Annotated in this window: 25 protein-coding genes and 1 tRNA gene; 15 read left to right on the forward strand and 11 right to left on the reverse strand. The window is 61.8% G+C overall.

The features are described 5' to 3' along the window. The first annotated feature begins 63 nt into the window (after nt 1–63). The 6 genes from C7I87_RS16180 (at nt 64) to C7I87_RS16205 (ending at nt 5,889) form a co-directional block, all read left to right on the forward strand. Nucleotides 64–1,152 carry an ABC transporter ATP-binding protein gene (locus C7I87_RS16180; protein WP_149905132.1) on the forward strand — a complete coding sequence of 363 codons (1,089 nt, stop codon included), beginning with the start codon at nt 64–66 and terminating at the stop codon, nt 1,150–1,152. Nucleotides 1,153–1,186: 34 nt separating this feature from the next. Next, nucleotides 1,187–2,476, forward strand: coding sequence for an ABC transporter substrate-binding protein (locus C7I87_RS16185; protein WP_149905133.1), 1,290 nt, complete (start codon nt 1,187–1,189; stop codon nt 2,474–2,476). A 90-nt stretch (nt 2,477–2,566) separates the two neighbouring features. Further along, nucleotides 2,567–3,478: an ABC transporter permease gene (locus tag C7I87_RS16190; RefSeq protein ID WP_149905134.1), complete on the forward strand. Its 912-nt coding sequence runs from the start codon at nt 2,567–2,569 to the stop codon at nt 3,476–3,478. 1 nt (nt 3,479) lies between these two features. Beyond that, nucleotides 3,480–4,298 (forward strand): ABC transporter permease, encoded by an 819-nt coding sequence (locus tag C7I87_RS16195; protein ID WP_149905135.1) that lies wholly within the window; start codon nt 3,480–3,482, stop codon nt 4,296–4,298. Beyond that, nucleotides 4,295–5,047 carry an aspartate/glutamate racemase family protein gene (locus C7I87_RS16200; protein WP_149905136.1) on the forward strand — a complete coding sequence of 251 codons (753 nt, stop codon included), beginning with the start codon at nt 4,295–4,297 and terminating at the stop codon, nt 5,045–5,047. The genes C7I87_RS16195 and C7I87_RS16200 overlap by 4 nt, the downstream gene beginning before the upstream one ends. 5 nt (nt 5,048–5,052) lie before the next feature. After that, entirely contained in the window at nt 5,053–5,889 is an 837-nt protein-coding gene (locus tag C7I87_RS16205; protein WP_149905225.1) for a GNAT family N-acetyltransferase, read from the forward strand. A 29-nt stretch (nt 5,890–5,918) separates the two neighbouring features. On the opposite strand, the gene C7I87_RS16210 is transcribed toward C7I87_RS16205, so the two are convergent. After that, nucleotides 5,919–8,234 (reverse strand): GumC family protein, encoded by a 2,316-nt coding sequence (locus tag C7I87_RS16210; RefSeq protein WP_149905137.1) that lies wholly within the window; start codon nt 8,232–8,234, stop codon nt 5,919–5,921. Nucleotides 8,235–8,492: 258 nt separating this feature from the next. Between C7I87_RS16210 and C7I87_RS16215 the strand changes: the two genes are divergently transcribed. From C7I87_RS16215 to C7I87_RS16235, 5 genes are all read left to right on the forward strand, one after another. Then, complete coding sequence (locus tag C7I87_RS16215; RefSeq protein WP_140755335.1) at nt 8,493–9,056, forward strand: polysaccharide biosynthesis/export family protein; 564 nt, start codon at nt 8,493–8,495, stop codon at nt 9,054–9,056. 10 nt (nt 9,057–9,066) lie between these two features. Next, a complete protein-coding gene (locus C7I87_RS16220; protein ID WP_149905138.1) occupies nt 9,067–10,197 on the forward strand; it encodes a glycosyltransferase in 1,131 nt (376 codons plus the stop codon). 88 nt (nt 10,198–10,285) lie between these two features. Further along, entirely contained in the window at nt 10,286–11,821 is a 1,536-nt protein-coding gene (locus C7I87_RS16225; protein WP_149905139.1) for an undecaprenyl-phosphate glucose phosphotransferase, read from the forward strand. After that, on the forward strand, nt 11,818–13,086 hold the full coding sequence (locus C7I87_RS16230) for an O-antigen ligase family protein (RefSeq protein WP_149905140.1): 1,269 nt from the start codon (nt 11,818–11,820) through the stop codon (nt 13,084–13,086). The genes C7I87_RS16225 and C7I87_RS16230 overlap by 4 nt, the downstream gene beginning before the upstream one ends. Nucleotides 13,087–13,142: 56 nt before the next feature. Beyond that, nucleotides 13,143–13,219 (forward strand) — tRNA-Pro (locus tag C7I87_RS16235). Nucleotides 13,220–13,975: 756 nt separating this feature from the next. Here the strand turns inward: C7I87_RS16235 and C7I87_RS16240 are convergent. The 3 genes from C7I87_RS16240 to C7I87_RS35255 form a co-directional block, all read right to left on the reverse strand. Further along, nucleotides 13,976–14,437 carry a YbaK/EbsC family protein gene (locus C7I87_RS16240; RefSeq protein WP_149905141.1) on the reverse strand — a complete coding sequence of 154 codons (462 nt, stop codon included), beginning with the start codon at nt 14,435–14,437 and terminating at the stop codon, nt 13,976–13,978. A 186-nt stretch (nt 14,438–14,623) separates the two neighbouring features. Further along, nucleotides 14,624–14,908, reverse strand: a complete 285-nt coding sequence (locus C7I87_RS16245; protein ID WP_149905142.1) for a helix-turn-helix domain-containing protein — start codon at nt 14,906–14,908, stop codon at nt 14,624–14,626. A gap of 343 nt (nt 14,909–15,251) precedes the next feature. After that, nucleotides 15,252–15,614, reverse strand: a complete 363-nt coding sequence (locus tag C7I87_RS35255) for a hypothetical protein (protein WP_188393863.1) — start codon at nt 15,612–15,614, stop codon at nt 15,252–15,254. 126 nt (nt 15,615–15,740) lie between these two features. Between C7I87_RS35255 and C7I87_RS16255 the strand changes: the two genes are divergently transcribed. Then, a complete protein-coding gene (locus C7I87_RS16255; RefSeq protein ID WP_188393864.1) occupies nt 15,741–16,718 on the forward strand; it encodes an ATP-grasp fold amidoligase family protein in 978 nt (325 codons plus the stop codon). Between the two features lie 69 nt (nt 16,719–16,787). Here the strand turns inward: C7I87_RS16255 and C7I87_RS16260 are convergent, their stop codons facing one another. From C7I87_RS16260 to C7I87_RS16290, 7 genes are all read right to left on the reverse strand, one after another. Continuing rightward, nucleotides 16,788–17,090, reverse strand: a complete 303-nt coding sequence (locus C7I87_RS16260) for a hypothetical protein (protein ID WP_149905144.1) — start codon at nt 17,088–17,090, stop codon at nt 16,788–16,790. An 83-nt stretch (nt 17,091–17,173) separates the two neighbouring features. After that, nucleotides 17,174–17,713, reverse strand: coding sequence for a MerR family transcriptional regulator (locus C7I87_RS16265; protein ID WP_149905145.1), 540 nt, complete (start codon nt 17,711–17,713; stop codon nt 17,174–17,176). Between the two features lie 215 nt (nt 17,714–17,928). Further along, nucleotides 17,929–18,252 (reverse strand): integration host factor subunit alpha, encoded by a 324-nt coding sequence (locus C7I87_RS16270; RefSeq protein WP_010915609.1) that lies wholly within the window; start codon nt 18,250–18,252, stop codon nt 17,929–17,931. Nucleotides 18,253–18,354: 102 nt separating this feature from the next. Beyond that, a complete protein-coding gene (locus C7I87_RS16275) occupies nt 18,355–19,326 on the reverse strand; it encodes a beta-ketoacyl-ACP synthase III (RefSeq protein ID WP_149905146.1) in 972 nt (323 codons plus the stop codon). Nucleotides 19,327–19,335: 9 nt separating this feature from the next. Further along, entirely contained in the window at nt 19,336–20,406 is a 1,071-nt protein-coding gene (plsX, locus tag C7I87_RS16280) for a phosphate acyltransferase PlsX (RefSeq protein WP_149905147.1), read from the reverse strand. A 113-nt stretch (nt 20,407–20,519) separates the two neighbouring features. After that, complete coding sequence (locus C7I87_RS16285; RefSeq protein WP_149905148.1) at nt 20,520–21,068, reverse strand: YceD family protein; 549 nt, start codon at nt 21,066–21,068, stop codon at nt 20,520–20,522. Between the two features lie 3 nt (nt 21,069–21,071). Further along, nucleotides 21,072–21,614, reverse strand: coding sequence for a ubiquinol-cytochrome C chaperone family protein (locus C7I87_RS16290; protein ID WP_149905149.1), 543 nt, complete (start codon nt 21,612–21,614; stop codon nt 21,072–21,074). Between the two features lie 114 nt (nt 21,615–21,728). Here C7I87_RS16290 and C7I87_RS16295 point away from each other — a divergent pair, with 114 nt between their 5' ends. From C7I87_RS16295 to C7I87_RS16305, 3 genes are all read left to right on the forward strand, one after another. Beyond that, nucleotides 21,729–22,244, forward strand: a complete 516-nt coding sequence (locus C7I87_RS16295; RefSeq protein ID WP_149905150.1) for an outer membrane protein assembly factor BamE — start codon at nt 21,729–21,731, stop codon at nt 22,242–22,244. Nucleotides 22,245–22,589: 345 nt separating this feature from the next. Further along, nucleotides 22,590–22,979, forward strand: a complete 390-nt coding sequence (locus C7I87_RS16300; protein WP_246696294.1) for a dTDP-4-dehydrorhamnose 3,5-epimerase family protein — start codon at nt 22,590–22,592, stop codon at nt 22,977–22,979. Between the two features lie 43 nt (nt 22,980–23,022). After that, on the forward strand, nt 23,023–23,982 hold the full coding sequence (locus tag C7I87_RS16305) for a glycosyltransferase family 2 protein (protein WP_246696293.1): 960 nt from the start codon (nt 23,023–23,025) through the stop codon (nt 23,980–23,982). The last annotated feature ends 1 nt before the right edge of the window (nt 23,983 follow it).

Genomic DNA, 23,983 nt, shown 5'->3' on the forward strand with positions numbered 1-23,983 from the left:
CCGGTCATCCCCGGATTGGCACGCATGATGCTTTGTGTAGTGCGGCCAAACGGGGAAGCGTGAATGTCCAAAGCCGCCGAGATCGACATCGTGTCCGTTTCGAAAGTCTATGGAACGACGACCGCCGTCGAGGACATCAGCCTGAAGATTCCGGCGGGCACCTATTGCTGCCTGCTCGGCCCCTCCGGCTGCGGCAAAACCTCGACGTTGCGCATGATCGCTGGTCACGAAAGCATCTCGTCCGGTGACGTTCGGCTCGGCAACACCGTCGTCACCGACCTGCCGCCGGCCAAACGCGGCACGGCAATGATGTTCCAGTCCTATGCGTTGTTCCCGCATCTCGACCTCATCGACAATGTCGCCTTCAGCCTGAAGATGAAGGGCGTCGACAAGGAGCAGCGCCGCGCCAAGGCGCTCGACATGCTGAAGCTGATGCAGATGGAGGCCTATGCGACGCGCCGGCCCGCGCAGCTTTCCGGCGGCCAGCAGCAGCGCGTGGCGCTCGCCCGGGCGTTGATCACCGATCCGGAAGCGCTGCTGCTCGACGAGCCGCTCTCGGCGCTCGACCCGTTCCTGAAGGTCCGCATGCGCGTCGAGCTGAAGAAACTACAGACCTCGCTCGGCATCACCTTCGTCCACGTCACCCACAGCCAGGAGGAGGCCATGGCCTTGGCGGACCTGATCGTGGTGATGAATGACGGCCGCATCGAACAGGCGGCGCCTCCTCGCGACGTGTTCGAACGGCCGGCCACGGCCTTCGTCGCGCGCTTCATGGGTGACCACAATGTCATCTCCGGCCGGGTCACCGGGGCACGTGACGGCATGGTCGTCTTCGACGTCATTGGCGGCGGCTCGCTCGCCGCCCGCGGTCACGGCCGGGAGCCGGGCGCACCGATCGACATCGCCATCCGCACGGACCATGTGCGCATCGGCGACGCGCCTGCGCTTGGCCTCGGCTTCACCGGCATCGTCTCCAACATCGAATATCGCGGCGCCACGGTGAAGCTGTCGGTCACCGGTGCCGGCATCGACGATTTCACCGTCATCATCAACGATTCCGACTTCTTCGCCAGACCCGTGGCCATTGGCGACGCCGTACCGCTCGCCTGGGATTCGCAGGATGCGATCGTCCTTGGCCATCTTCATTCATGAATTCAACGAAGCAAACAAGACAGGGGAATAAGGCATGACAAACACATCGAAAACCAAGACTGGCATTTCGCGCCGCTCGCTGCTCAAGACAGGTGCCGCCGCCGTCGGCCTCGCCGCCGGCTCGGGCGTCATCACAGGCTTTCCGACCATCTGGGCGCAGTCCAACATCACGCTGCGCCAGTTCGGCACCGGCGTGTCGAACCTCAACGCCATCGCCGACAAATGCAAGGCCGACCTCGGCATCACCCTGGAGATGACCGCGACCGATTCCGACGCCGCCGCGCAGCGCGCCGTGACCCAACCCGACAGCTACGATATCGCCGACATCGAATACTGGATCTGCAAGAAGGTGTTCCCCACCGGCGTGCTGCAGCCGATGGATGTCAGCAAGCTGAAATATTACGACGAGTTGGTGCCGCTGTTCAAAACCGGCAAGCTCACACCCGACAGCGTGATTGCCCAGGGTACCGCGCCGCACACCGTTGGTTACGTCGAGGCGCAGGATAGCAAGACCTTCGCCAAGGCACCGACCAACTGGTTCACCATGGTGCCGACCATTTACAACGCCGACACGCTTGGCATCCGCCCCGACCTCGTCGGCCGTGACATCACCACCTGGGCCGACATCATGGACCCGGCCTTCAAGGGCAAGACCGCGATCCTCAACATCCCGTCCATCGGCATCATGGATGCGGCGATGATCATGGAGGCCACCGGCAACATCAAATATGCCGACAAGGGCAACATGACCAAGGACGAGATCGACAAGACGATCGACTTCCTGATCAAGGCCAAGCAAGCCGGCCAGTTCCGTGCCTTCTGGAAATCCTTCGACGAGAGCGTCAACCTGATGGCGTCGGGCGAAGTCGTCATTCAGTCGATGTGGTCGCCGGCCGTCGCCGCCGTGCGCTCCAAGGGCATCGCCTGCCGCTTCCAGCCGCTCAAGGAAGGCTATCGCTCATGGGGCGGCGGCCTTGGCCTCGCCGCCCATCTCAAGGGCGCCGAGCTCGACGCGGCTTATGAATACATCAACTGGTACACGTCGGGCTGGGTCGGCGGATACCTCAACCGCCAGGGCTACTACTCGGCCAACATGGTCTCGGCCAAGAAGTTCATGTCCGAGGACGAGTGGGGCTACTGGATCGAGGGCAAGCCGGCCAAGGGCGAGATCAAGGCGCCGGACGGCACCGTCATGGAGAAGGCTGGCGCAGTGCGCGACGGCGGCTCCTTCGAAGAGCGCATGGGCAAGGTCGCCTGCTGGAACTCGGTCATGGACGAGGACCGCTACATGGTGAAGCGCTGGAACGAGTTCATCGCCTCGTAAGCGAAACAACAAGCGCCTCCTCTACCCCTTCTCCCCTTGCGGGAGAAGGGAAAGCGGCTCAGGCCGCGTCGCCAAGAACCGGAAGCATTGATGACAGTCGCGCTCGAACGCCCCGCAATCGCCGCCGCCAAACCAGCCCGACGACGCCGCTCCTCCATCGGCGTCGTCACGCCCTACCTGCAATCGGCTCCCCTGGCGCTGATCCTTGGCGCGTTCCTGCTCCTGCCCATCATCATGATCGTCGTCGTGTCCTTCTGGGACTACGACTTCGCCGCCATGTATCCGGACTTCCTGACCACGAACTATTCCGACGTACTGGGCTCGTGGGTCACGTGGAAAACTTATCTCAACACTATCAAATTCGCTGCCATCGTCTGGGCGCTGACCTTGTTCATCGGCTTCTGGGTCGCCTATTTCCTGGCGTTTCATATCCGCACCACCGCCATGCAGATGGTGCTGTTCCTGGTCTGCACCGTGCCGTTCCTGACCTCCAACATTATCCGCATGATCTCGTGGATCCCGGTGCTCGGCCGCAACGGACTGATCAACTCGACGCTGGTGCATTTGGGCCTGGTGCCGAAACCCATCGAATGGCTGCTCTACTCGGAATTCGCGGTCGTGCTCGCCATGGTGCATCTCTACACGCTGTTCATGGTGACGCCGATCTTCAACACGCTGATGCGCATCGACCGTTCGCTGGTCGAGGCCGCGCGCGATGCCGGCGCGTCCGGCTGGCAAGTGCTGTGGAACGTCATCATCCCCCTGGCCAAGCCCGGCATGGCGATCGGCACCATCTTCGTCGTCACCCTGGTGATGGCCGATTTCTCCACCGTGCAGGTGATGTCGGGCGGCCAGAGCGCATCCGTCGCGCTCATGATGAAGAACCAGATGTCGCTGCTGCAATATCCGGCCGCCGCCGCCAACGCCGTGGTGCTGCTGGTGCTGGTGCTCTTGATGGTCGCCGGCATCCTGCGCATCGTCGACATCCGCAGGGAACTGTGACGTGAGCCACGAAAAACGCACCCTCGAATTCTACGCGCTGGCGGTGTTCTTCGCACTGTTCGTACTGTTCCTTTATGGCCCGCTGTCGGCGATCCTGATCCTCTCCTTCCAGGGCGAGACCGGCGGCCTCACCTTCCCGCTCAACGGCGTGTCGCTGCACTGGTTCGCCAATCTGTTCGAGCGCCAGGCGGTCGGCGATTTCGGCGGCAGCTTCAAGCGCTCGCTGGTTCTCGGCCTCATGGTGATGATCGTCACCGTCGTCGTCTCGCTGCTGGCCGGGCTGGCCTTCCGCCAGAAATTTCGCGGCGCCACCGCTTTGTTCTACCTGTCGGTCGCCAGCCTCGTCGTACCCTCGATCATCATTTCGCTTGGCATCGGCGTCGTCTTCCAGCAGGTCGGCTTGCGTCCGGCCTGGTATACGTCGGCCTTCGGCGCGCATCTGACCTGGACCTTGCCGTTCGGCGTGCTCATCATGTTCGCCGTCTTCAACCGCTTCTCGCCTGCCTATGAGGAAGCCGCGCGCGACCTTGGCGCCTCATCCTGGCAGACCTTCGCCCATGTCGTACTGCCGATGATCGCGCCAAGCCTGATCGGCGTCGGCCTGTTCGGCTTCACGCTGTCCTATGACGAGTTCGCCCGCACACTGATGACTTCGGGAACCTTCAACACTCTGCCGCTCGAGATCTACGGCATGACCACCAATGTCACCACGCCGGTGCTCTACGCGCTGGGCACGGTGACCACCGTGTTTTCCTTCCTGGTGATCCTGGCGACGCTAGGCGCCATCCTCTATGTCGGCCGCCGCCGGACCAGAGCGTGACAGTGCGGATACTGGTGGTAAATCCCAACACGACGGCGAGCATGACCGAGACGATCGCTGCGGCCGCGCGCAGTGTCGCCTGTGTCTGGACCGAAATCGTCGCCGTCACCTCGTCCATGGGACCGGCCTCGATCGAGGGTTATTATGACGAGGCACTGGCCGTGCCCGGCCTGCTGACGGAGATCGCCGCCGGCGAACGTGCCGGGGCGCAGGCCGCGATCATCGCCTGCTTCGACGACACCGGCCTCGATGCCGCCAGAGCCATGGCGGCCATCCCTGTCATCGGCATCTGCGAGGCCGCACTTAGCATGGCCTGCTTCATTGCCCAGCGTTTCACTGTCGTAACCACCACCGAACGCTCGCGTGTGCCGGTCGAGGGGCTGGTGCAACGCTACGGCATGTCAGGTCGGGCGCGCGTGCGAGCCGCCGAGATTCCGGTGCTGGCACTCGAGGACCCGGCATCAGGAGCGGTTGGCAAGCTCCGCGACGAGATCGCCCGGGCCGTGGAGGAGGATCGCGCCGAGGCCATCGTGCTTGGCTGCGCCGGCATGGCGGATCTTGCCCACAGGTTGCAGAGCGAGTTCGGCCTGCCTGTCGTTGACGGCGTCGGAGCCGCTTTGAAGCAAGCCGAGGCCCTGGTGGCTCTTGGCCTCTCGACATCGAAGCGCGGTGCCTATGCGAACCCGCTCGCCAAGCCCTATCATGGTATGCTGAAATCGTTCTCCCCAGGAGCAGTCGCTGCTGAGTGAGCACCATGAAACCGATCATCCGCACGCTGTCACTGGGGGAATTGGCCGACCTCATCGACTGGGCGGCTGATGAGGGCTGGAACCCCGGCCTTGCCGATGCGGCGATATTCCAGGCGGCGGATCCCGGGGGGTTCATCGGCGCCTTTGACGGCAGCGAAATGGTCGCCGGGATATCGGCGGTGGCCTATGGGCGCGATTTTGGTTTCGTCGGCCTCTACATCTGCCGTCCGGACATGCGCGGCAAGGGCTATGGCAAGGCGGCGTGGACCACGGGCATGAACAGGCTGGCCGGGCGCACCATCGGGCTCGATGGCGTCGAAGAGCAACGGGCCAACTACGAGAGCAAGGGGTTCAGGCCGCTCTACGAGACCATTCGTTACAGCGGGCGCCCCGCAGCCCTGGCCATCGGTGCCGAACGGCCTCGCATGGTGACGGCGCAATTGATGCCCGACATCATCGGATATGACGCGCTCTGCTTTCCCGCGTCCCGCCATTCTTTCCTGCAGCGATGGCTGCTGCCGCCGCACCGCGCGCTGGCGGCGATCACGCCGCGGGGAACGGCCGGCTATGCGGTGGCGCGATCCTGCCGCAGCGGCTTCAAGATCGGCCCGCTCTTCGCCGACGATATGCAGACCGCGCTGGAACTGCTCGAAGACCTGGCAGGCGCCTGCGCAGGAGGCGACCTTCACATCGATGTTCCGGCCACCAAGGTGGACTTCATCGCAGCGCTCGAGGCGGCAGGCCTCTCGCCGACCTTCACCACCACGCGCATGTACAAGGGCCCGCCGCCGAAGCTCGACGCCGACAGGATATTCGGCCTGACGACGCTGGAACTGGGATAGGCCAGGCGGGCTGCGGAATGGCGGTTCATTCAAGCCGCGGAGCGCCGACCCGGCACCGGGGTGCCCGGCGGCGCATGACCGAACGGCGTCACCAGCGTCAGGTTGGGATAGCCGCTCTCGATCAGCTTGACCGCGGCCTGCGTCACCTCGTCGTCGGGCTCCAGCATGGACAGGAACACCTCGGTGGCCTCGCCGCCCAGACGACTGATGCCTTGTGCATCGGCCGGCCCGCATTCGACCACCACCAGATCATAGGCTGTCGTCAGCGACTGCATGATGATCGGCAGCCGGTCGGCGGCGCGCATGGCACGGACCGGATCGGCGGTGCCGACGGGAATGACATGGCAGTCTGAGTAGAGGTCGGCATGGATCACGTCACTGAACTGCGCCTGCGACGCCAGCAGATTGGTGATGCCGGGGAAAAGACCGCTGTCCAGCATCGGCCGCGAGGCAGCACCCGAGGCCGTGAGGTCGAGCAGCAGGACGCGCAGGCCGGCGTCGGAAACCTCGCGCGCGACTAGGATCGCCGACGCCGCCGCCTCGTCGCCTTCGGGGGAAACGAATATGGCGCGCGCGGCCCCGCTGGCGATCAGCTTCTCGGCAGCCTTCTCGACGTCGATCTCGCCGAGCACGGAGCGCGGCCGCCGGACCTGCGCCAAAGGTTCAGGCTGAGCTATGGGTTCAGACTCGGCCACGGGCCCAGGCTGGACCACGGATTTGCCAAAGGACTCAGGTTCGGCGACAGGCTCCGCTCTGGCGGCAGGCTCGACCTCGGCGGCAGGCCGTGGCTGCTCCGGTGTTTCCGTGACCGTCTCGGGCCATGATGATGGCTCGGCGGCGCGATTGGCGAACTGGTTGGCGGCTGCCGGCTCCGAGCGGGTGGATGGCTCCTCATAAGCGGCTGGCGGCATCGCCACCTCGTCGATCGGTTCAAACCGCGCTCCGCTGGCCGGGCGCATGGCGCGGCCCCAGAAGAGCTCCCGCAGCAGCGTGAACACCGCCGCCAGCAGAAGTGACGCCGCGGCGGCAGCGCCAACGATCGGCCCGACCTTGGGGAAGTACGGCTCGGAGGGGACCGAAGCCGCCGAGGCGATGCGAGCGTCGACCGGAACATAGTTGCGATCCTGACGCGACGCCGCCTCGCGATAGTTGGTCAGGTAAACTTCGAGCTGCTGGCGCTTGGCGGCGGCATCGCGCTGCAGCGCGTCGAGACCGACCTGCTGCTCGCCGGCCTGCGCCGAAGCAGCCTTGAGCGTGTTGACGTCGGCGACGAGCTGGCTTTCGCGCGCCTTGGCGGCATCGGCCTGCATCGCCAGGCCCTTCATGATCTTCTGGGCTTCGCTGCGAATCTGCGCGTCTAGATCGGCGAGCTGTGATTTGGCCGCGCGAATACGCGGATGATTGTCGAGCAGCGTTGTCGAGAGATCGGCGATGTTGGCGCGCAACTCGACCTGCCGCTCCCGCAAACGCTGGATCAGATCGGAAGACAGCACTTCCGGCAGTGAATCCAGCGATCCGCCATTCTGCAGTGCCTTGCGCACGCTCTCGGCCGTGCCTTCGGCGGCGGCGCGGTTGGCCCGCACCCGCGACAACTCGGTCGACAGTTCGGCCAGTTGCTGTGTGGCCAAGGTGGAATTGTTACCGCCCATCAGGAGGTCTGACTGGGCGCGGTAAGCCGCGACCTTGGCTTCGGCATCCCTGACCTGCTTGGACAGGTCGGCGATCTCGGGCGCCAGGAAGTCCGCGGCGGCGGTGTTCGATTCGCTCTTGGCCGCGCCCTGCCCCGCGATATAAGCGGCGGCAATGGCATCGGGGATGGCGGCGGCAAATTTCGGATCCTCCGAAGAGAACTCGATGGCAATGATGCGAGTCTTTTCAACGCCGTAGACGTTGAGCTTCTCGCGCATCTTCTTCAGGACGCGCTCTTCGACCGGAATCTCCGTCGGATCATTCTTCAACCCGAACAGGACCAGCAGCCGGTTCAATGCCGACATGTCGACCGTCTCGTCGAATTCGTGCAACCCCGACAGGCCGAGCTTCCGCGCTACCTGCTTGAGGATTTCGTTGGATGAAATTATCTGGACCTGGGTGGCAACGCCTTGCTCATCAAGGATCGGCTTGTCCCCGTCATTGTTGCCGGCCGCACGGGTGTAGACGGATTCGCGCGGAGCGATCTCCACCTGCGTTTGGGCCTTGTAGTACCGTGTGGCGAACGACGCAGCCGCGAAGGCAAGTCCCGTCACCACGAGAACGAAGACCAGAATCCGCAGCCAGTTCCGCCCCAGGCTGGCGAAGAGCTGCCTGAGATCAACGTCGACGTCTGCGGCCGCGGATTGAACGGACATGCATCCTACTCCGAAACTGGGGTCAGGATGCACCGTAAACAACTATGGTAACTCAGCCGTTAAGATCACGGTAAGCTTCCATTAGGGTTTACTGGCGGGCGACAGCAAAAAATCGATAAAATCGCAAAACCCTGGCCTGCGTTGAGCGCTATCGGCGGGCTCCTTTACCGGCCATTAACCCTAACAGGATGATAACGGACCCGATCCCAGATGTTTGCTGCGACGCCGCAGCGGCCAGTCGAAGGTACCTGTCCGGTCATGAAAAGCACTGCTTCCCTCTTTCGCGCACTGCTTGCCGTATCGATGCTCGCCGGCTGCTCCAGTTACCGGCCGACGCCGGCCGCCTTTCACGAGGTCCTAGACCAGCCCTATCGCCTCGGCGCCGGCGATCGCGTCCGCGTCACCGTGTTCGAGCAGGACGGTCTGACCAACAGCTACAGCGTCGACCAGTCCGGCTACATCTCCTTCCCGCTCGTCGGCGCCATACCGGCACGTGGCCACACCGCGCAGCAGATGGAAAAAGAGATCGCCGACAAATTGCGGCAGGGCTATCTGCGCGATCCCGATGTCTCGGTCGAGATCGATCGTTACCGGCCGATCTTCGTCATGGGCGAAGTGGGCGCTGCCGGCCAGTATTCCTACGTGCCCGGCCTGACTGTGCAGAAGGCCATCGCCATCGCCGGGGGCTTCACGCCACGCGCCAACCAGGAGAGCGTCGACATCACCCGCGACATCAACGGCAAGGTCATAACCGGCCGCGTGGTCACCTCCGATCCACTGCTGCCGGGAGATACCGTCTACGTCCGCGAACGCCTGTTCTGACAGACACCTCGTGGCGGACAGGCTCAGGATCGTCCACTGCTTTCGCTCACCCGTCGGAGGAATTTTCCGGCACGTGCGCGACCTGACGGAAGCGCAGGTCGCCGCCGGCCATATGGTCGGCATCGTTTGCGACTCCACCACCGGCGGCGAATTCGAGGAGCGCCTGTTCGAGCAGATGAAGGACATGCTGGCGCTTGGCATCCATCGCACGCCAATGCAGCGCCATGTCGGCCCGGGCGACCTGACTTCGGCCCGGAGCACCTACGGGATCATCAAGGAATTGCGGCCGGACGTGCTGCACGGGCACGGCGCCAAGGGTGGCGCCTATGCCCGTCTATTCGGCTCATTGTTGCGGGTATCAAGGTCTCGCGTAGCCCGCCTCTATTCGCCGCATGGCGGCTCTCTCCATTATGACGAGAACACAGCCACCGGAAAGCTGTTCTTCGCGCTCGAGTATCTCATGGCGCGCTTCACCGATAGCCTGCTGTTCGTGTCCGACTACGAGCGACGGACCTATCGCAGGAAGGTGGGCGAGCCGCCGATCCCGAACACACTGATCTACAATGGGCTTCGCGCCACCGAATTCGAACCCGTGATCGTCAGGGCCGATGCCGCCGATTTTCTCTATATCGGCATGATGCGGGACCTCAAGGGCCCCGACATCTTCATCGATGCCCTGGCCACCGCCGCGCACCGGCTCGGGCGCACACCGAATGCGGTGATGGTCGGCGACGGCGACGACCTGCCCCGCTACCACGCGCAAGTGAAGCGCCTGGGACTTGAAGGCAATGTCCGCTTCCTGCCGCCGATGCCGGCCCGGGAGGCCTTTGTGCTGGCGGCGCTCGTCGTCGTTCCCTCGCGCGCCGAAGCCATGCCCTATACCGTGCTGGAGGCACTTGCCGCGGCAAGACCAATGATTGCGACCTCGGTCGGCGGCATACCGGAGATTTTCGGTTCAGGCTCTCCTGCCCTGATCCGACCAGATCCGACCGAGCTCGCCGACAAGATGAGCCAGGCGCTGGGCGACCTTGCCGCCTATCGCAAATTGATGCCCGATGAATCCACGCTCAGGGCGCGCTTCGGTGCCGACGTCATGGCCGCCGAAATCGAGAAGGCTTACTTCGCCGCGCTCGCAAGTTAGCTCAAGCCCCTCCAAAGCCACAGGTTGTTTCAAGGGTTTCTTAGCTCTCTTTTGCTAATCACCCTGGGGAAGCTTTGCGGACTGTCCCATGAACGAGATCGACCCCGCGCGCCGCTTTTCATCGGAAGCGGTGCGTAAATTCGACGGCCCTGCCGACGGCGACAAGCCCGGCGGCATGAACGACGTTGCCCGGCAGGTCGCGTCGCAATACCGGCGCGATACGATGTCGCCGATCATGGTCAGCGGCGTGCTGCGCATGGTCGAATTCGCGGTGCTGCTGGTCTCGGGGCTCTGCGTCTATTTCTACTATGTCGGATTCTTCAATTACCTCGCCTGGCAATATCCGCTGACGATCGCCGCCGCGTCGTTCCTCGCCGTGGTGCTGCTCGATGTCACGGATTGCTACCAGGTCGTGGCCCTGATGCGGCCGATCGCCAATTTTGGGCGCATCCTGCTGGTCTGGGCCGGGACCTTCGCCCTGATGGCGTTGACGGCATTCGCCATGAAGATGTCGCAAGACTATTCGCGTCTGGTGTTCGGCACGTGGTTCGTCGTTGCCTTCGTCTGCCTCTTCGGTCTCAGGCTGATGATGTCGAAGCTGATCCGGCGCTGGGCGCGCGATGGCAGCATGGAACGGCGCGCCGTCATCGTCGGTGGCGGCAAGGCGGCGGAAGTGCTCATCCGCTCGGTGGAAAAGCAGCCTTACAACGACATCCGTATCTGCGGCATCTTCGATGATCGCGGCGACAAGCGTTCGCCAGCCCTCGTCGCCGGCTATCCCAAGCTCGGCACCATTTCGGAACTGATCGAATTCGCCCGCATCGCCCGCATCGACATGCTGATCGTGTCGTTGCCGCTGACCGCCGAATCGCGCGTGCTGCAATTGCTGAAGAAACTGTGGGTGCTGCCGGTCGACATCCGTCTGTCAGCGCATTCCAATGCGTTGCAATTTCGTCCGCGCGCCTATTCCTATATCGGCTCGGTGCCGATGCTCGATATTTTCGACAAGCCGATCAACGACTGGGATTCGGTCGCCAAACGCGCCTTCGACATCATCTTCAGCCTCATCGGCATCGTCGTCTTCTTGCCGGTGATGCTTGGCACCGCGATCGCCATCAAGCTCGACAGCAAGGGGCCGGTTCTGTTCAAACAGAAGCGGCATGGCTTCAACAACGAGGTGATCGAGGTCTACAAGTTCCGTTCGATGTACACCGACAGGTCGGATCCGACCGCCAAGCAGACCGTGACCAAGAACGATCCGCGCGTCACCCGTGTCGGCCGCTTCATCCGCAAGACCTCGATCGACGAGTTGCCGCAATTCTTCAACTCGCTGCTCGGCTCGTTGTCGCTCATCGGTCCGCGCCCGCACGCCATCGCCGCGCAATCGCACAACCTGCTCTACAACGAGGTGGTCGATGGCTATTTCGCGCGCCACAAGGTCAAGCCCGGTGTCACCGGCTGGGCGCAGATCAATGGCTGGCGCGGCGAGATGGACACCAACGAGAAGATCCGCATGCGGACGGAATACGACCTCTATTACATCGAGAACTGGTCGTTGCTGTTCGATCTGCGGATCCTGTTCCTGACACCGATCCGCCTGCTCAATACGGAAAACGCCTATTGAGCGCGATCAGCCATGATCTGCCGCGCGCGGCGGTCAACGCCAAGCTGATCGCGCTGATTTCCTCGAGCGCGGTCGTGCTCGGCATTCTTCTGTCGGGTTTCGTCATCAGCGAGCCGGCACCTTACGAAATCTACATGGCCGGGCTGATCGCCATCTGGGCTCTCTTCGGCCTGAGGATTTCGCGCGCGGCCATGCCGCTTCTGGTGCTGCTGATGACGATGAATATCGGCGGTATGATTGCCATGACGCAGATGGCGAACCTTGCCAACACGCCGCTCTATCTCGCAGTGTCGCTGTTTCTCGCCTTCAGCGCCATCTTCTTCGCATCGGTCACCGCCACGCAGCCGGACCTCTACCGGCTGATCTTCAACGCCTATGTCGTCTCGGCCGTGGCGACGTCGCTGCTTGGTATAGCGGGCTATTTCCATGCTTTCCCCGGCGCGGAAATGTTCACCAAATACGACCGAGCCGCCGGTGCCTTCCAGGACCCGAACGTGTTCGGGCCGTTTCTGGTGCTGCCCGGCATCTACCTGCTCTATCTGCTGCTGACCGGACCGGTCACGCGCATGCCGCTGCTGGCTGTGCCGCTGCTGATCATCAGCGCCGGCATCTTCTTCTCGTTCTCGCGCGGCGCCTGGGGCATGTTCGCGGTCTCGGCCGTCCTGCTCACCGGCTGCCTGTTCCTGCAGAGCGCCAGTGGAATGTTCCGGCTGCGCGTGGTGATCATGACGATCGCCGCGCTGTCGCTGCTGGCCATCGCTATCATCGTCATCTTGCAATTGCCCGGCGTGGCGGAGATGTTTTCCAACCGCGCCCATCTCGAACAGAGCTACGACACCGCCCGCCTCGGCCGCTTCGCGCGCTACACGATCGGTTTCCAGATGGCCATGGAACATCCGTTCGGCATCGGGCCGCTGGTCTTCGGCACGATCTATGGCGAGGACACGCACGACATCTGGCTGAAGATGCTGATGGATTATGGCTGGCTCGGCTTCGTCTCGTTCCTGACGCTGGTCGTCTGGACGATTTCAGCCGGGTTCCGCATCCTGCTTCGCGACCGGCCGTGGCAACCTTACCTTCTGTGCGCCTACGTCGCCTTCATCGGCAATATCGGGCTCGGCACCTTCATCGACATCGATCACTGGCGCCATATGTATCTGCTGCTCGGCCTCATCTGGGGCGCCATCGCCCTGGAATACCGCCACCAGCGGCTGTTACAGCCGGTATCGCCTGCCTCGATCAAACCCGCGATCGCGGCGAGATAATTATCGCGGAAATCGGTTGACCGGAGCCGGGTTATCACGATACATCGCGACCGGTCCGGAGTGTAGCGCAGCCCGGTAGCGCACTTGACTGGGGGTCAAGGGGTCGTCGGTTCGAATCCGGCCACTCCGACCATTAGTTTCCTTGAAGTCCCTAGTTTTTATCGAAGGCGCTGGAAGGCGCCTTTCTAATTTTCGGAACGACAGGCCTTCAACTCGCCCAATCCGTCCCGGCAGCCCGAAATGACTATCCTCGGCGGGCGCCGCACGCCATCACTTAGATTTAACCTCGGTGATTTTAGAAGGCAGGCCCCCAATTGGTCTTACCTTAACGTAGTGAAGCACTGTGACGTACATTATGAAACTAAAAGCGACGAGTAAAACTCGAACAATGCATGCGTGAAAGATAGCTCCTTGCGCGGCAGCGCTTGTTCCCGCCTCCTCCAGAATAGAAGACTCAAGCCATCAAAGCCTGACAAGCAGTATTACTATCAAAATGTTTCCTGAATAAGCAAAAAATAATAGTGTCTTATAGTAGTCCCTTATCATGCGTCGAACGTCAGGACATTGCGAAATTATCACGTAAATCGCAAAGGTCAGCCCGTATATTAAGGTAACAACGGTGTTCTCGGAACCCCAAAATCTTAGCGCATAGCTAACGAGTTCGTTAGAGCCCAATGCCGCCATTTGATTGCCTCAGCCCTACAGCGCGATTTTTACAGAAAATCACTACGTTCTTAGGGGGACAAGAGTTAATCATACAACAGAAAGAAATATATATATTATGATATGCCAATCGAGGCGATATTTATAGAATCCTCTAGGTGATTAGCTTCCGCGTCTCAAATTTAGAATCTTACAGTGATCATCAAACGAAATATGGGCCTAACCTCTATCCCTGGCACACATCGATCCACTCGGCGCCAACCAGCTCAACCATGCGCTGCGGGCTAATCCGCACCGCCGCGTTGGTGGCGCCGGCGGCGGGTACGACCTCGGCGAATTGGCGCAACGAGACGTCGCAATAGACCGGCAGCGGCGACGGCAGGCCGAACGGGCAGACGCCGCCCACCGGATGGCTCGTGGCGGCGACAACCTCCTGTGCGTCCAGCATGCGCGGCTTGCCGCCGAACTGGTCCTTGAACTTGCGGTTGTCCAGCCTGGCGATGCCGCTGGTCACGACCAGCATGGTGCGCTCGCCGACACGAAGGCAGATCGTCTTGGCGATCTGCGCCGGCAGGACGCCATGCGCCTCCGCAGCCAGCATTACCGTCGCCGAACTTGATTGCGTGACGATGATCTCGATATCCGGCGCGTGGGCCGCGAAGAAGGCTCCAACGGAATCCAGGCTCATATCGAAAAACTCATGGTTCAGACCCGATGCACGGCGGATGCGATTGGCGCGGATTTGGATGCGGCAGGTATAAACACGTGCGATCTGCAAATCGGCAAGCCCGGCCTGCCGGAGAACGCCATTGCATCAACAAGAAACCCGCCAAGCGGGCCTTGGCGGGTTTCTTGAGCATGCCTACTGCCGATTCTATGCCTGGGGCCGGCCTTGAGCGGCCAGAGTCGGTGCGGCGGAAGCAATGGGAGCGTCCTGGGGCAGACGAAGCGCGGACGCAATACGACGCAGTTTCGCCGGGTCGGCCGCCCGGCCGCTCTCGATGTCCTCGATCTCGTCCACCGAGAGGCCGCAGGTCAGGGAAAGCGCTTCGAGGCTATATCCGCGCGTTTCCCGCATTGCCCTGAGGGTGTTGTAATCTGGCCCGATCTCGTTGGCTAATGGTTCGGAGAGGGCGTGGCTTTTTGCATTGTTGGGCATTGGCAACTCCGTTGGCTGAAAGCGTTTGATCAAAATGGATGTTGCCTGAGACGAGCAGGAAGATGCCCTCTCGCCAGCGATTTGCCAAGCACCAAACCGGCCGTCACGGGATCGTGAAGCGGGGCGCCCATGCGGCTGCCTCGCCCTGTCCGCTCAAGTTGTTTTGAACGCGCGAGCGGCTTTGCCCGGCAGTTTCGCCCCATGACGTGATCCCGCCGATGTAGGCCAAAACAGGAAGCAAGAGACCGGTGCTCGGCTCTGTCGATGATGGAGCAGGAGGCCGGTTTCCTCGGAAACAGTTCAGAAACAAGATTCTACAATCGGGAAATACTGACGAAAAAATTCAGGAGCGTAATTCCATTCGCGGCGGTCGGGATATCGGCCCGATTGATACCTGCCAGCGAAAAAAGGAAACGATCCAATGAAGAAGTCCCTCCTTTCGGCCCTCGGGCTTGCAGCTGCAATCGCTTTCGTGGTGCCAGTGATCGGCACGACGAGCGCGGACGCGGCCCCAATGGCAAAGCATCATCACCATCGTCACCACCATCATTATCGTCACCATCATCGCTACCACCACCATCACCATCACCATCATCACCACCACCACATGAAGAAGATGAGCAACAAGGCCTAAGCAAGTCAGACTGCCTGCGAGAAGACCGGCCTTGGCTTCTTGTTCAAGGCTGGTCTTCTCCTGGTCATGCAATGCCAGGCCCGGACTATTGCGACAACAAGAGCTTTAACGCGACGCCAAATCGCGATACTGCAAGGGATATTTCCGACCGGTCCGCTGCTCCGGATCAGGCTTCGCCAACAAGGCCAGGTATCCCCGATGACGGCCAAGGCCGCTCTTTTCCGGACAGACCGCATTGTCCTGTCGGTCGCGCGCTTGTGGCTGACGCTGCGCCACCCTGTCCTTGTCGCGCGATTTTTCATGAAACTGGGCTATCTGCCCAATCCGGCCGCCCCCGTGCGCTACCACGAGTTGTTGCTCTGGCGAAAAGTCCTCGATCGCAACCCGCTGTTCGTGACGCTGACCGACAAGCTCGGGGCGAAGGTCCATATCCGGGATGCCTGTCCCGAGATTGCCATGCCAAAGACGCTTTGGTCGGGGCGCGACGCCGCCGACATCCCACCGGGCCTGCTGGCCGCAGACGTCGTGGTCAAGGCAAACCATGGCTGCGCGATGAACACGTTCGTTTCCAACGGCGATCCCGATCGCGTCATTATTATGCGCAAGGCGAGCCGCTGGCTCAAGAAACGCTACGGCCGACGCAATGGCGAATGGGCCTATTGGCCTGTCATACCGGCTGTTTTCGTGGAGGAGCGGCTGACGCTCAGCGGCGGCACAATAGCCACCGACATCAAGGTCCATGTCTGCAGCGGGGTGATAGCCCATGTCTGGGCGGAAGATAAGCACGCCAAGCGTTCGCTGCTGTTCGACAGAGAAGCCAATCCGTTGCCTGGCCGCGATCCGGACTATCCCGGCGAGGATCAGGCCTTGCCTGTCAACGCGCGGCTCGTCGCCCATGTCCGTCAGGCGATCTCGATTGCGCCCGGCATAGCCGGCGACCTCGATTATATCCGTATCGACTTTCTGGTCACCGACGATCGTCTCTATGCCGGCGAGATCACCGTCTATTCGGCCGCTGGGTATGGCACATGGACGAATCCGGCGATCGCGGCGGAAATCGAGCGGCTGTGGCGGCTCGATCAATCCGCATTCCTACGTCGGAAACACAAGGGGGCCGTGCGCCTCTATGCCGACGCGCTTCGCGCCAAATGCCAGAGCGGCACGAAAAATCGCTGATATGAATGGCGGCCGGCCTGGAAAGGCGAGCCGCCATTTCTCTCGAGATTCCTTGTCCTGGGGTAGCAGTCAGCGCCGGCTGAACAGCAGGCTGGCGACCAGGCCGAGCACGACAAGGCCGACCGCGGCAGCCGCCGCCGGATGGTCGCGGGCCGATCTCTCGATCACCCGGCCCTGCTTGCGGATCGCCGGCATGGCATCGCGCAGGCGCTCCGCGAGATCCGAATATGTCTCAAGGGCAGCATCGCGGCCGCCTTCATAGTAAGCGCCACCCCGCTTTGACACTGCCTTGCGCAACGCCGCGAGTTCCCTCGAGAGAGCCGCGACCTGCTTTTCAAGGTGGATGTCCGAAAGGGTCGAATATGATGCCATCATGCGTTTCCTTGTCTTGCAGAAGGAAACGTAACGCCTCACCCGACCGCCGGTTCCGGTTTCAAGGCGTCGAAGGCACTCGGTCAGCGCACCTGGTCAAGCAGACGTTTGCATTCAAGGAGGTCGAACAGCGCCTCCTGCAGCAGAGCGCGATTGTCACGCGAGAGCTTCGACGCGTCCGGCGCAACCGGACCTTCCTCGTCGCTCTTGCCCAGGCCGAAAAAGCGGCGGCTGGGCTTGACCCTTGGCTGGCCAACCAGTTCGTCATCTCCGCCGCGCGGCTGCGCGGCCGGCGTCAGCGTCACCTGGTCGGCCTGCTTGCGCTGCGAGATCGCCTCCACGGCGGCCATGTCGCCATTGCCGATGGCGACCAGGAAATGATTGCCGTTTTCGCGCAGCAGCTTCTGCACGCCCTTGATGGTGTAGCCCTGGTCATAGAGCATATGGCGGATGCCCTTGATCAGTTCGACATCCTGCGGCCGGTAGTAGCGACGGCCGCCGCCACGCTTCATCGGCTTGATCTGGTTGAAGCGCGTCTCCCAGAAACGCAGCACATGCTGCGGCAGGTCGAGATCTTCTGCGACCTCGCTGATGGTGCGGAAGGCGTCAGGGCTCTTGTCCATGGGCGAAATCCTCACGCTGCAGCGCGGCCCGGAACGGTCTTCAGACGAGATCACGCTCAACGAAGGGAAGAGCTTGTTCCGCAAGCGCGGAATCGATCATACACCAGAACACCAATCCGGCCATGCTGCCGAATCGGACCTTATTTCAGCGGTTTGTGAAGCAATATTCAAGCCCGCCGTCATCGCGGCGCCGGTTTTCAACCGTGCAATGAAGACTATTTGCCGCCCTTGGCCTTGCTGTTCTGGTGAGAACGCAAGATGCGGTTCTTCAACACGTTGGACGATTTGAAGGTCATCACCCGGCGCGGCAGGATCGGTACTTCCTCGCCGGTCTTGGGATTGCGCCCGATGCGCTCATTCTTGGAGCGGACATGAAATGTCGCGAAGGACGACAGCTTCACCGTCTCGCCGCGCACGATCGCTTCACAGATTTCGTCCAGCACCGCCTCGACGAGTTCTGCGGATTCAGTGCGCGATAGACCGACCTTTCGGTAGACGGCCTCGGCAAGGTCGGCGCGCGTAAGTGTTTTTCCCCCCATGCGACCGTCCCATCAGTTCAAACATAAAAATCGGCACAACAACGGCAGAGCCTAAGTAATTGATCCGGCAAGGTCAAGGACCGAAACCGGACCGTTGTCCACTTACCAGCGAACCAGAACGGCGCCCCAGGTGAAGCCGCCACCCATTGCCTCCAGGAGCACCAGGTCACCCTTCTTGATGCGGCCGTCCGCGACGGCCACCGACAGGGCCAGCGGTACGGAGGCAGCCGAGGTGTTACCGTGCAAATCGACGGTCACCACCACCTTCTGCTCTGCAATCCCAAGCTTTTTTGCCGAAGCGTCAATAATGCGTTTATTGGCCTGATGAGGCACGAACCAGTCAAGATCGTCGGCGGTAATGCCAGCGGTCGAGAAGGTCGCTTCGATGACATCGGTGATCATGCCGACCGCGTGCTTGAAGACCTCGCGGCCTTCCATGCGCAGATGACCGACCGTTCCCGTCGTGGACGGCCCGCCGTCGACGAAAAGCTTCTCCTTGTGCGCGCCGTCGGAACGCAGGCTGGCCGCCAGGACGCCACGGTCGGCAATGGCGCCGGCCCCCTCGCCCGCTTCCAGAACGATCGCACCGGCGCCGTCGCCAAACAGCACGCAGGTCGAGCGATCGCTCCAGTCGAGGATGCGCGAGAAGGTCTCCGAGCCGATCACCAGCACGCGCTTTGCCAGGCCGCCGCGGATATAGAGGTCGGCTGTCGTCACCGCATAGACGAAGCCAGAGCACACCGCCTGCATGTCGAAGGCAAAACCGTGCTGCATGCCTAGCCGGTTCTGGATCTCGACGGCAGTGGCCGGGAATGTGTTGTTGGGCGTCGAGGTCGCCAGCACGATCAGATCGATATCGTCCGGGGTCAATCCGGCATCGGCAAGGGCGGCGCGCGCCGCGGCCTCGCCCAGGGAAGCCGTCGTCTCGTCATCAGCCGCGATATGGCGCTGGCGGATACCGGTGCGCTGGGCGATCCACTCGTCCGAGGTCTCGACCATGCCTTCAAAATCGGCATTCTTCATGATGCGGCGGGGCAGCGCGGCGCCCGTGCCGCGCACAACTGATCTGATCAAAATTCTTTCCTATTCCTTTGCGTCGATAACGACGTCGGATTTCCTAGATGTCAGGGCATGCGGGTTGCGCGCATGAAACAGATCGAGGTCGGCCTCGATGCGGTCGAGCAGATTGTTGCGCACCATGTCGTAGCCGAGTTCGATTGCCGCGGCGAATCCGTCCGAATCGGCGCCGCCATGGCTTTTGACGACGATGCCGTTCAGCCCCAGGAACACGCCGCCATTGGAGCGACCGACATCCATCTTTTCGCGCAGGCGGTCGAAGGCGCCCTTGGCGAAGACATAGCCGATCTTGGCCATCAGAGTGCGGCTCATCGCGGCGCGCAGATAACCCGCGATCTGCCGCGCGGTGCCCTCCGCCGTCTTCAGCGCGATATTGCCGGCGAAGCCTTCCGTCACCACGACGTCGACCGTGCCCTTGCCGATATCGTCGCCTTCGACAAAGCCATGATAATTCATCGAGGCCATGTTGGCTTCGCGAAGCATGCGTCCCGCTTCCTTGACCTCTTCCTGACCCTTGATCTCTTCCACGCCGACATTGAGCAGGCCGACGGTCGGCCGGGCAATGCCGAACACGGAGCGTGCCATGCCGGTGCCGAGAATGGCAAAGTCGATGAGCTGATGCGCATCGGCGCCAATGGTGGCGCCAACGTCGAGGACCACGCTTTCGCCCCGCAATGTCGGCCACAATGCCGCGATCGCCGGGCGATCGATGGTGGCCATGGTGCGCAGGCAGAATTTCGACATCGCCATCAGCGCGCCGGTGTTGCCGGCGGAGATGCATGCATCCGCGGCGCCCGACTTGACCGCCTCGACCGCCTTCCACATCGACGATTTCCAGCGGCCATGGCGCAGCGCCTGGCTCGGTTTGTCGTCCATCCTGACAGCGACCTCGCAGTGGAAGAACTCGCTGACCTCGGCCAGTTTGGGAAACTTGGCCAGTTCGGGGCGAACCAGTTCTTCACGTCCGTAGATGACGAAGCGGATGTCGGGACGGCGGGTCGCGACCGTCATGAGCGCTGGAATGACCACGGTTGGTCCGTGATCGCCGCCCATGGCATCGATGGAAATCCTGATCACGCGGTATTCATCTCACGGTTAGGCGGCAAGTCGTTTTAGAGATCGCAAAGGCTCGGCGAAAATAGCGGTTTTAGGCTGTCGCACAACCGACTTTTCCGTCGCGGACGAGGTTTTCAGGATTTTCCCAGCAAGGATCGCAGTTTTTGCTGAAATTCATTCTCGGCCGATCCGGTGTCGTCACCGGCACCAAGCGAGGCGCCGGGCTTGCGCGGGTAGGGATCGATCGCCAATCCGAAGAACTGTTCGGCAAGCGCTCCGACATCGATGATGTCGCCCGAAAATGTCTCGGGACTGTCGGGCCCATCCGCGTCGAGCAGGATCTCGCCGCCGCCTTCGAATCCCTGCCGTCCGAGCTTGGAGTCCTCGGGCAAGAGCAGTGCCTCGACCGGCTCATCGATATGGGCCTGGACGGGGTCGAGCGTGACGATGCAGGCCTGGGTGATGTCCGCCTCGACACGGCCGCTGACCTTGACGCCGTTGCGCTTCCACGACGCGACCAGCAGTTCGGCGCGATAGGCTTCGACCGACAGCAGCCCATGCGCCTCGGCGAGCGCGGCGCGCTGTGCGGCGTCGGCCTCGATCACAACCGGCAGCCCCTTCTGCGGCAGCCGGGCGACATTGGCGAAAAAGGATACCGGACTTTTCATATCCGCGTGCTTCATCGATCAGCCTCCGTTGGCTTCTGGAAACGCGAGAGTGCCGGCAACGATCGATTCGGTCGGCTGCGCACTCAGTTGCCGGCTGGCGTCTGCGACATACCTGGCCAAACGCGATGCTTCCGGCCAGGCGCCAGCGTCGGGACAGACATTACGGGCAAGGGCCGCGGTCAGCGCTTCATGATCGTTTCGTTCCAGCGCATCATCATAAGCGGCGGTGCGGCCATAGAACATCTTCGCCAGTTTCTTCATGCGCTTTGGCACGCCAACGTCGCCAATGCCCAATTCTCGCAGGGAATGATCGACATCGAGGAAGAATTCGTCGATCAGCACCTGCGCGATCTCCTGCGCCACGCCATCCTCGCCGCGCAAGCGGTGCTGGACCAGGAACATGTGCAGCGAAAGCATCTCGAAACGGCCAAGCGGCGTGTCCGGCACATTCCAGTGGGAATAAAAAACACTCTGCCGCGCCGCCGCCACGATTTGTGCGTAAAGCGCCTCGGTGATGGCGCGGTTAGCTTGGCGTTCGCGGCCAAAAAGGCGCTGGAACATGGGGATGGTCTCCGGGGACCGTTTGTTGAATTGGCCTTGTTGCATCGGCAAGCAAGCTGGTTTACCGGTTTTGCGGCCCAGCGCAAGTTGCGGCGATGGAATGGAGAATTGTTGTTGCGCGCGCTGAATTTCAAGTCGACTTTCACTTCCAGGCCTGCCGGCGCGATCTCGCTGCTGGCCATCGTAGCGGCGGTGTCTGCATGCCACACCAACAAGATGATCGGCGACCTCAATCCGAGCGAGACGTTCACGCAAGGTTATGTCCTCGATAAGCAGGCGATAGACTCGGTGCCGGTCGGGTCCAGCCGCGAGCAGGTGCTTCTGGCGCTCGGCACGCCGTCAACCACGGCGACTTTCGACAACGAGGCGTTTTACTATATCTCGCAGACGCGCAAGCGCTACGTCGCCTTCGACAAGCCGAGGTTGGTCGACCAGAAGGTGCTGGCGGTTTATTTCGGCCCGGACAGCCGCGTCACCCAGATCGCCAATTACGGCTTGAAGGACGGCAAGATCTTCGACTTCATTTCGCGCACCACGCCCACCGGCGGCAAGGACCAGAACTTCCTCAGCCAGATCATCAACGGCGCGAGCAAGCTGGCACCCGGCATTCCCGGCGGCGGCACTCCCTGATCCCCAGGAATCCTGCTTCCCTAGAATCCTGCTCCCTAGAATCCTGCTCCCTGACTTGGGGAACAGAAATGTCTCAGGCGACCGAAAACCCGTGGGAGCGATCTCACGGGTTTTTGTTTGGTCAAAGCCAAGCCGGCTTGCCAGCAATGAGGCATGTCCGTATCAAGTCCGCCGGGCTTGAGGTTTTGAAATGAACAGTGACGAGCGCGCAGCACCGGAAGGATGGATGGCCGCGGGGACATCCGACCGGCAAACGGTGACACCCGACTGGCTGGCCATTGACCGCCGACGATCGAGGGTGTCAAGATCAAGGAAATCAGGCCGGTCGCGACGTCCAACGGCTATCTGACCGAGATTTTTCGGGACGAATGGGATCTCGATCAACTGCCTGTCGGCCAGGTCTTCCAGCGCACGATGTATTCGGGTGCCGTGACGGGCTGGCATGCACACAAGGTGACATTGGATCGGCTTTTCTGCTGCGCCGGCAGCGTGCGCATATCGCTCTATGACGGCCGCAAGGCTTCTCCCAGCTTCGGCAAGGTCTGGCACAAGATCGTCGGTGCGTTGCGGCCGGCGATTGTCGTCATCCCGCCAGGCGTGTGGCACGGCGTGGCGGCGCTAGGCCCCGAGACCGCTCTGCTGCTCAACCTGGTCGATAAGGCTTATGCGTACGACGCGCCTGACCACTGGCGGCTGCCTCCCGATACGGACCATATCCCCTACAAACTGGTGTAGCGTGGAAGGATCGCGCCTGTCCGATGATGCAACAGGGCGGAGCGTGCCGCTCGTCTCGGTGGTGATTGCTACCCACAATCGTCCCGCGGCCTTGCGACAGACGCTGCGCAGCGTTTTACGCCAGACCCTGCAGGATTTTGAAATTCTGGTGATTGGCGATGCCTGTCGCCCCGATACCGCGGCGGTCATCGCCGAATTCGCCGATCCCCGCATCGCCTATGTCGACCTGCCGGTAAATTTCGGCGAACAATCCGGTCCCAACAATATCGGCTTTGCCCGGGCACGCGGCCGATTCGTCGCCTTGCTCAATCACGACGACCTCTGGTTTCCAGACCATCTTGCCGCGACCACTGGATGGATCGATGCGACCGGCGCGGATGTCGTCATCGCTCGCGGAGCCATCATTGAACCGGTGCTGATGAAAGGCGATGCTCTCAAGACCTCGATTTACGGAATGGGCAAAGACGGTTTCTACGATCCCGTCGTCACAGCCGGATACGGATCGGCACAGGTGGTCAGGCGGGCATCGCTGGGTTGGCTCGGCCCTTGGCGGATTGCCAGCGAATGCTCTTGCGAAAGTTCGCAGGACTGGCTCTTCCGGGCCTGGCGAAAGGGAGCCGTGATCGCGACCATGCCGCATCTGACGGTGCTAAGTATCTTCTCCGGCCAGCGCAGCGGCAGTTATCTCCAAGACACGGCGATGGAACAGGAGGAACTCATCGACGGCATGCGCATACCGGACGATCTGCGTATCAGGGTTCTTGCCGCAGCGGCGGTGCCGTCCCGGCTGAAGAAATCCAGTTATTTGAAACGCAGGATTTGGGCTGCATGCGGCATTCATCCGAGATCCGTCGAGTTTCGCCGCAAATACCGACGCGGTGCCTTTGTCCTCATGCTGCGAGAGGTACGCGGCCTGCCGCCCATGCCTGTACGGGAACCGAGCGTGGATGAATTGTTGACCATTTACCGCAAAGGCAGCAAGCGGGAAGAAACCGGAGAATAGT

The organism is Mesorhizobium sp. SARCC-RB16n (genome assembly GCF_008520305.1).
Lineage (GTDB): Bacteria > Pseudomonadota > Alphaproteobacteria > Rhizobiales > Rhizobiaceae > Mesorhizobium.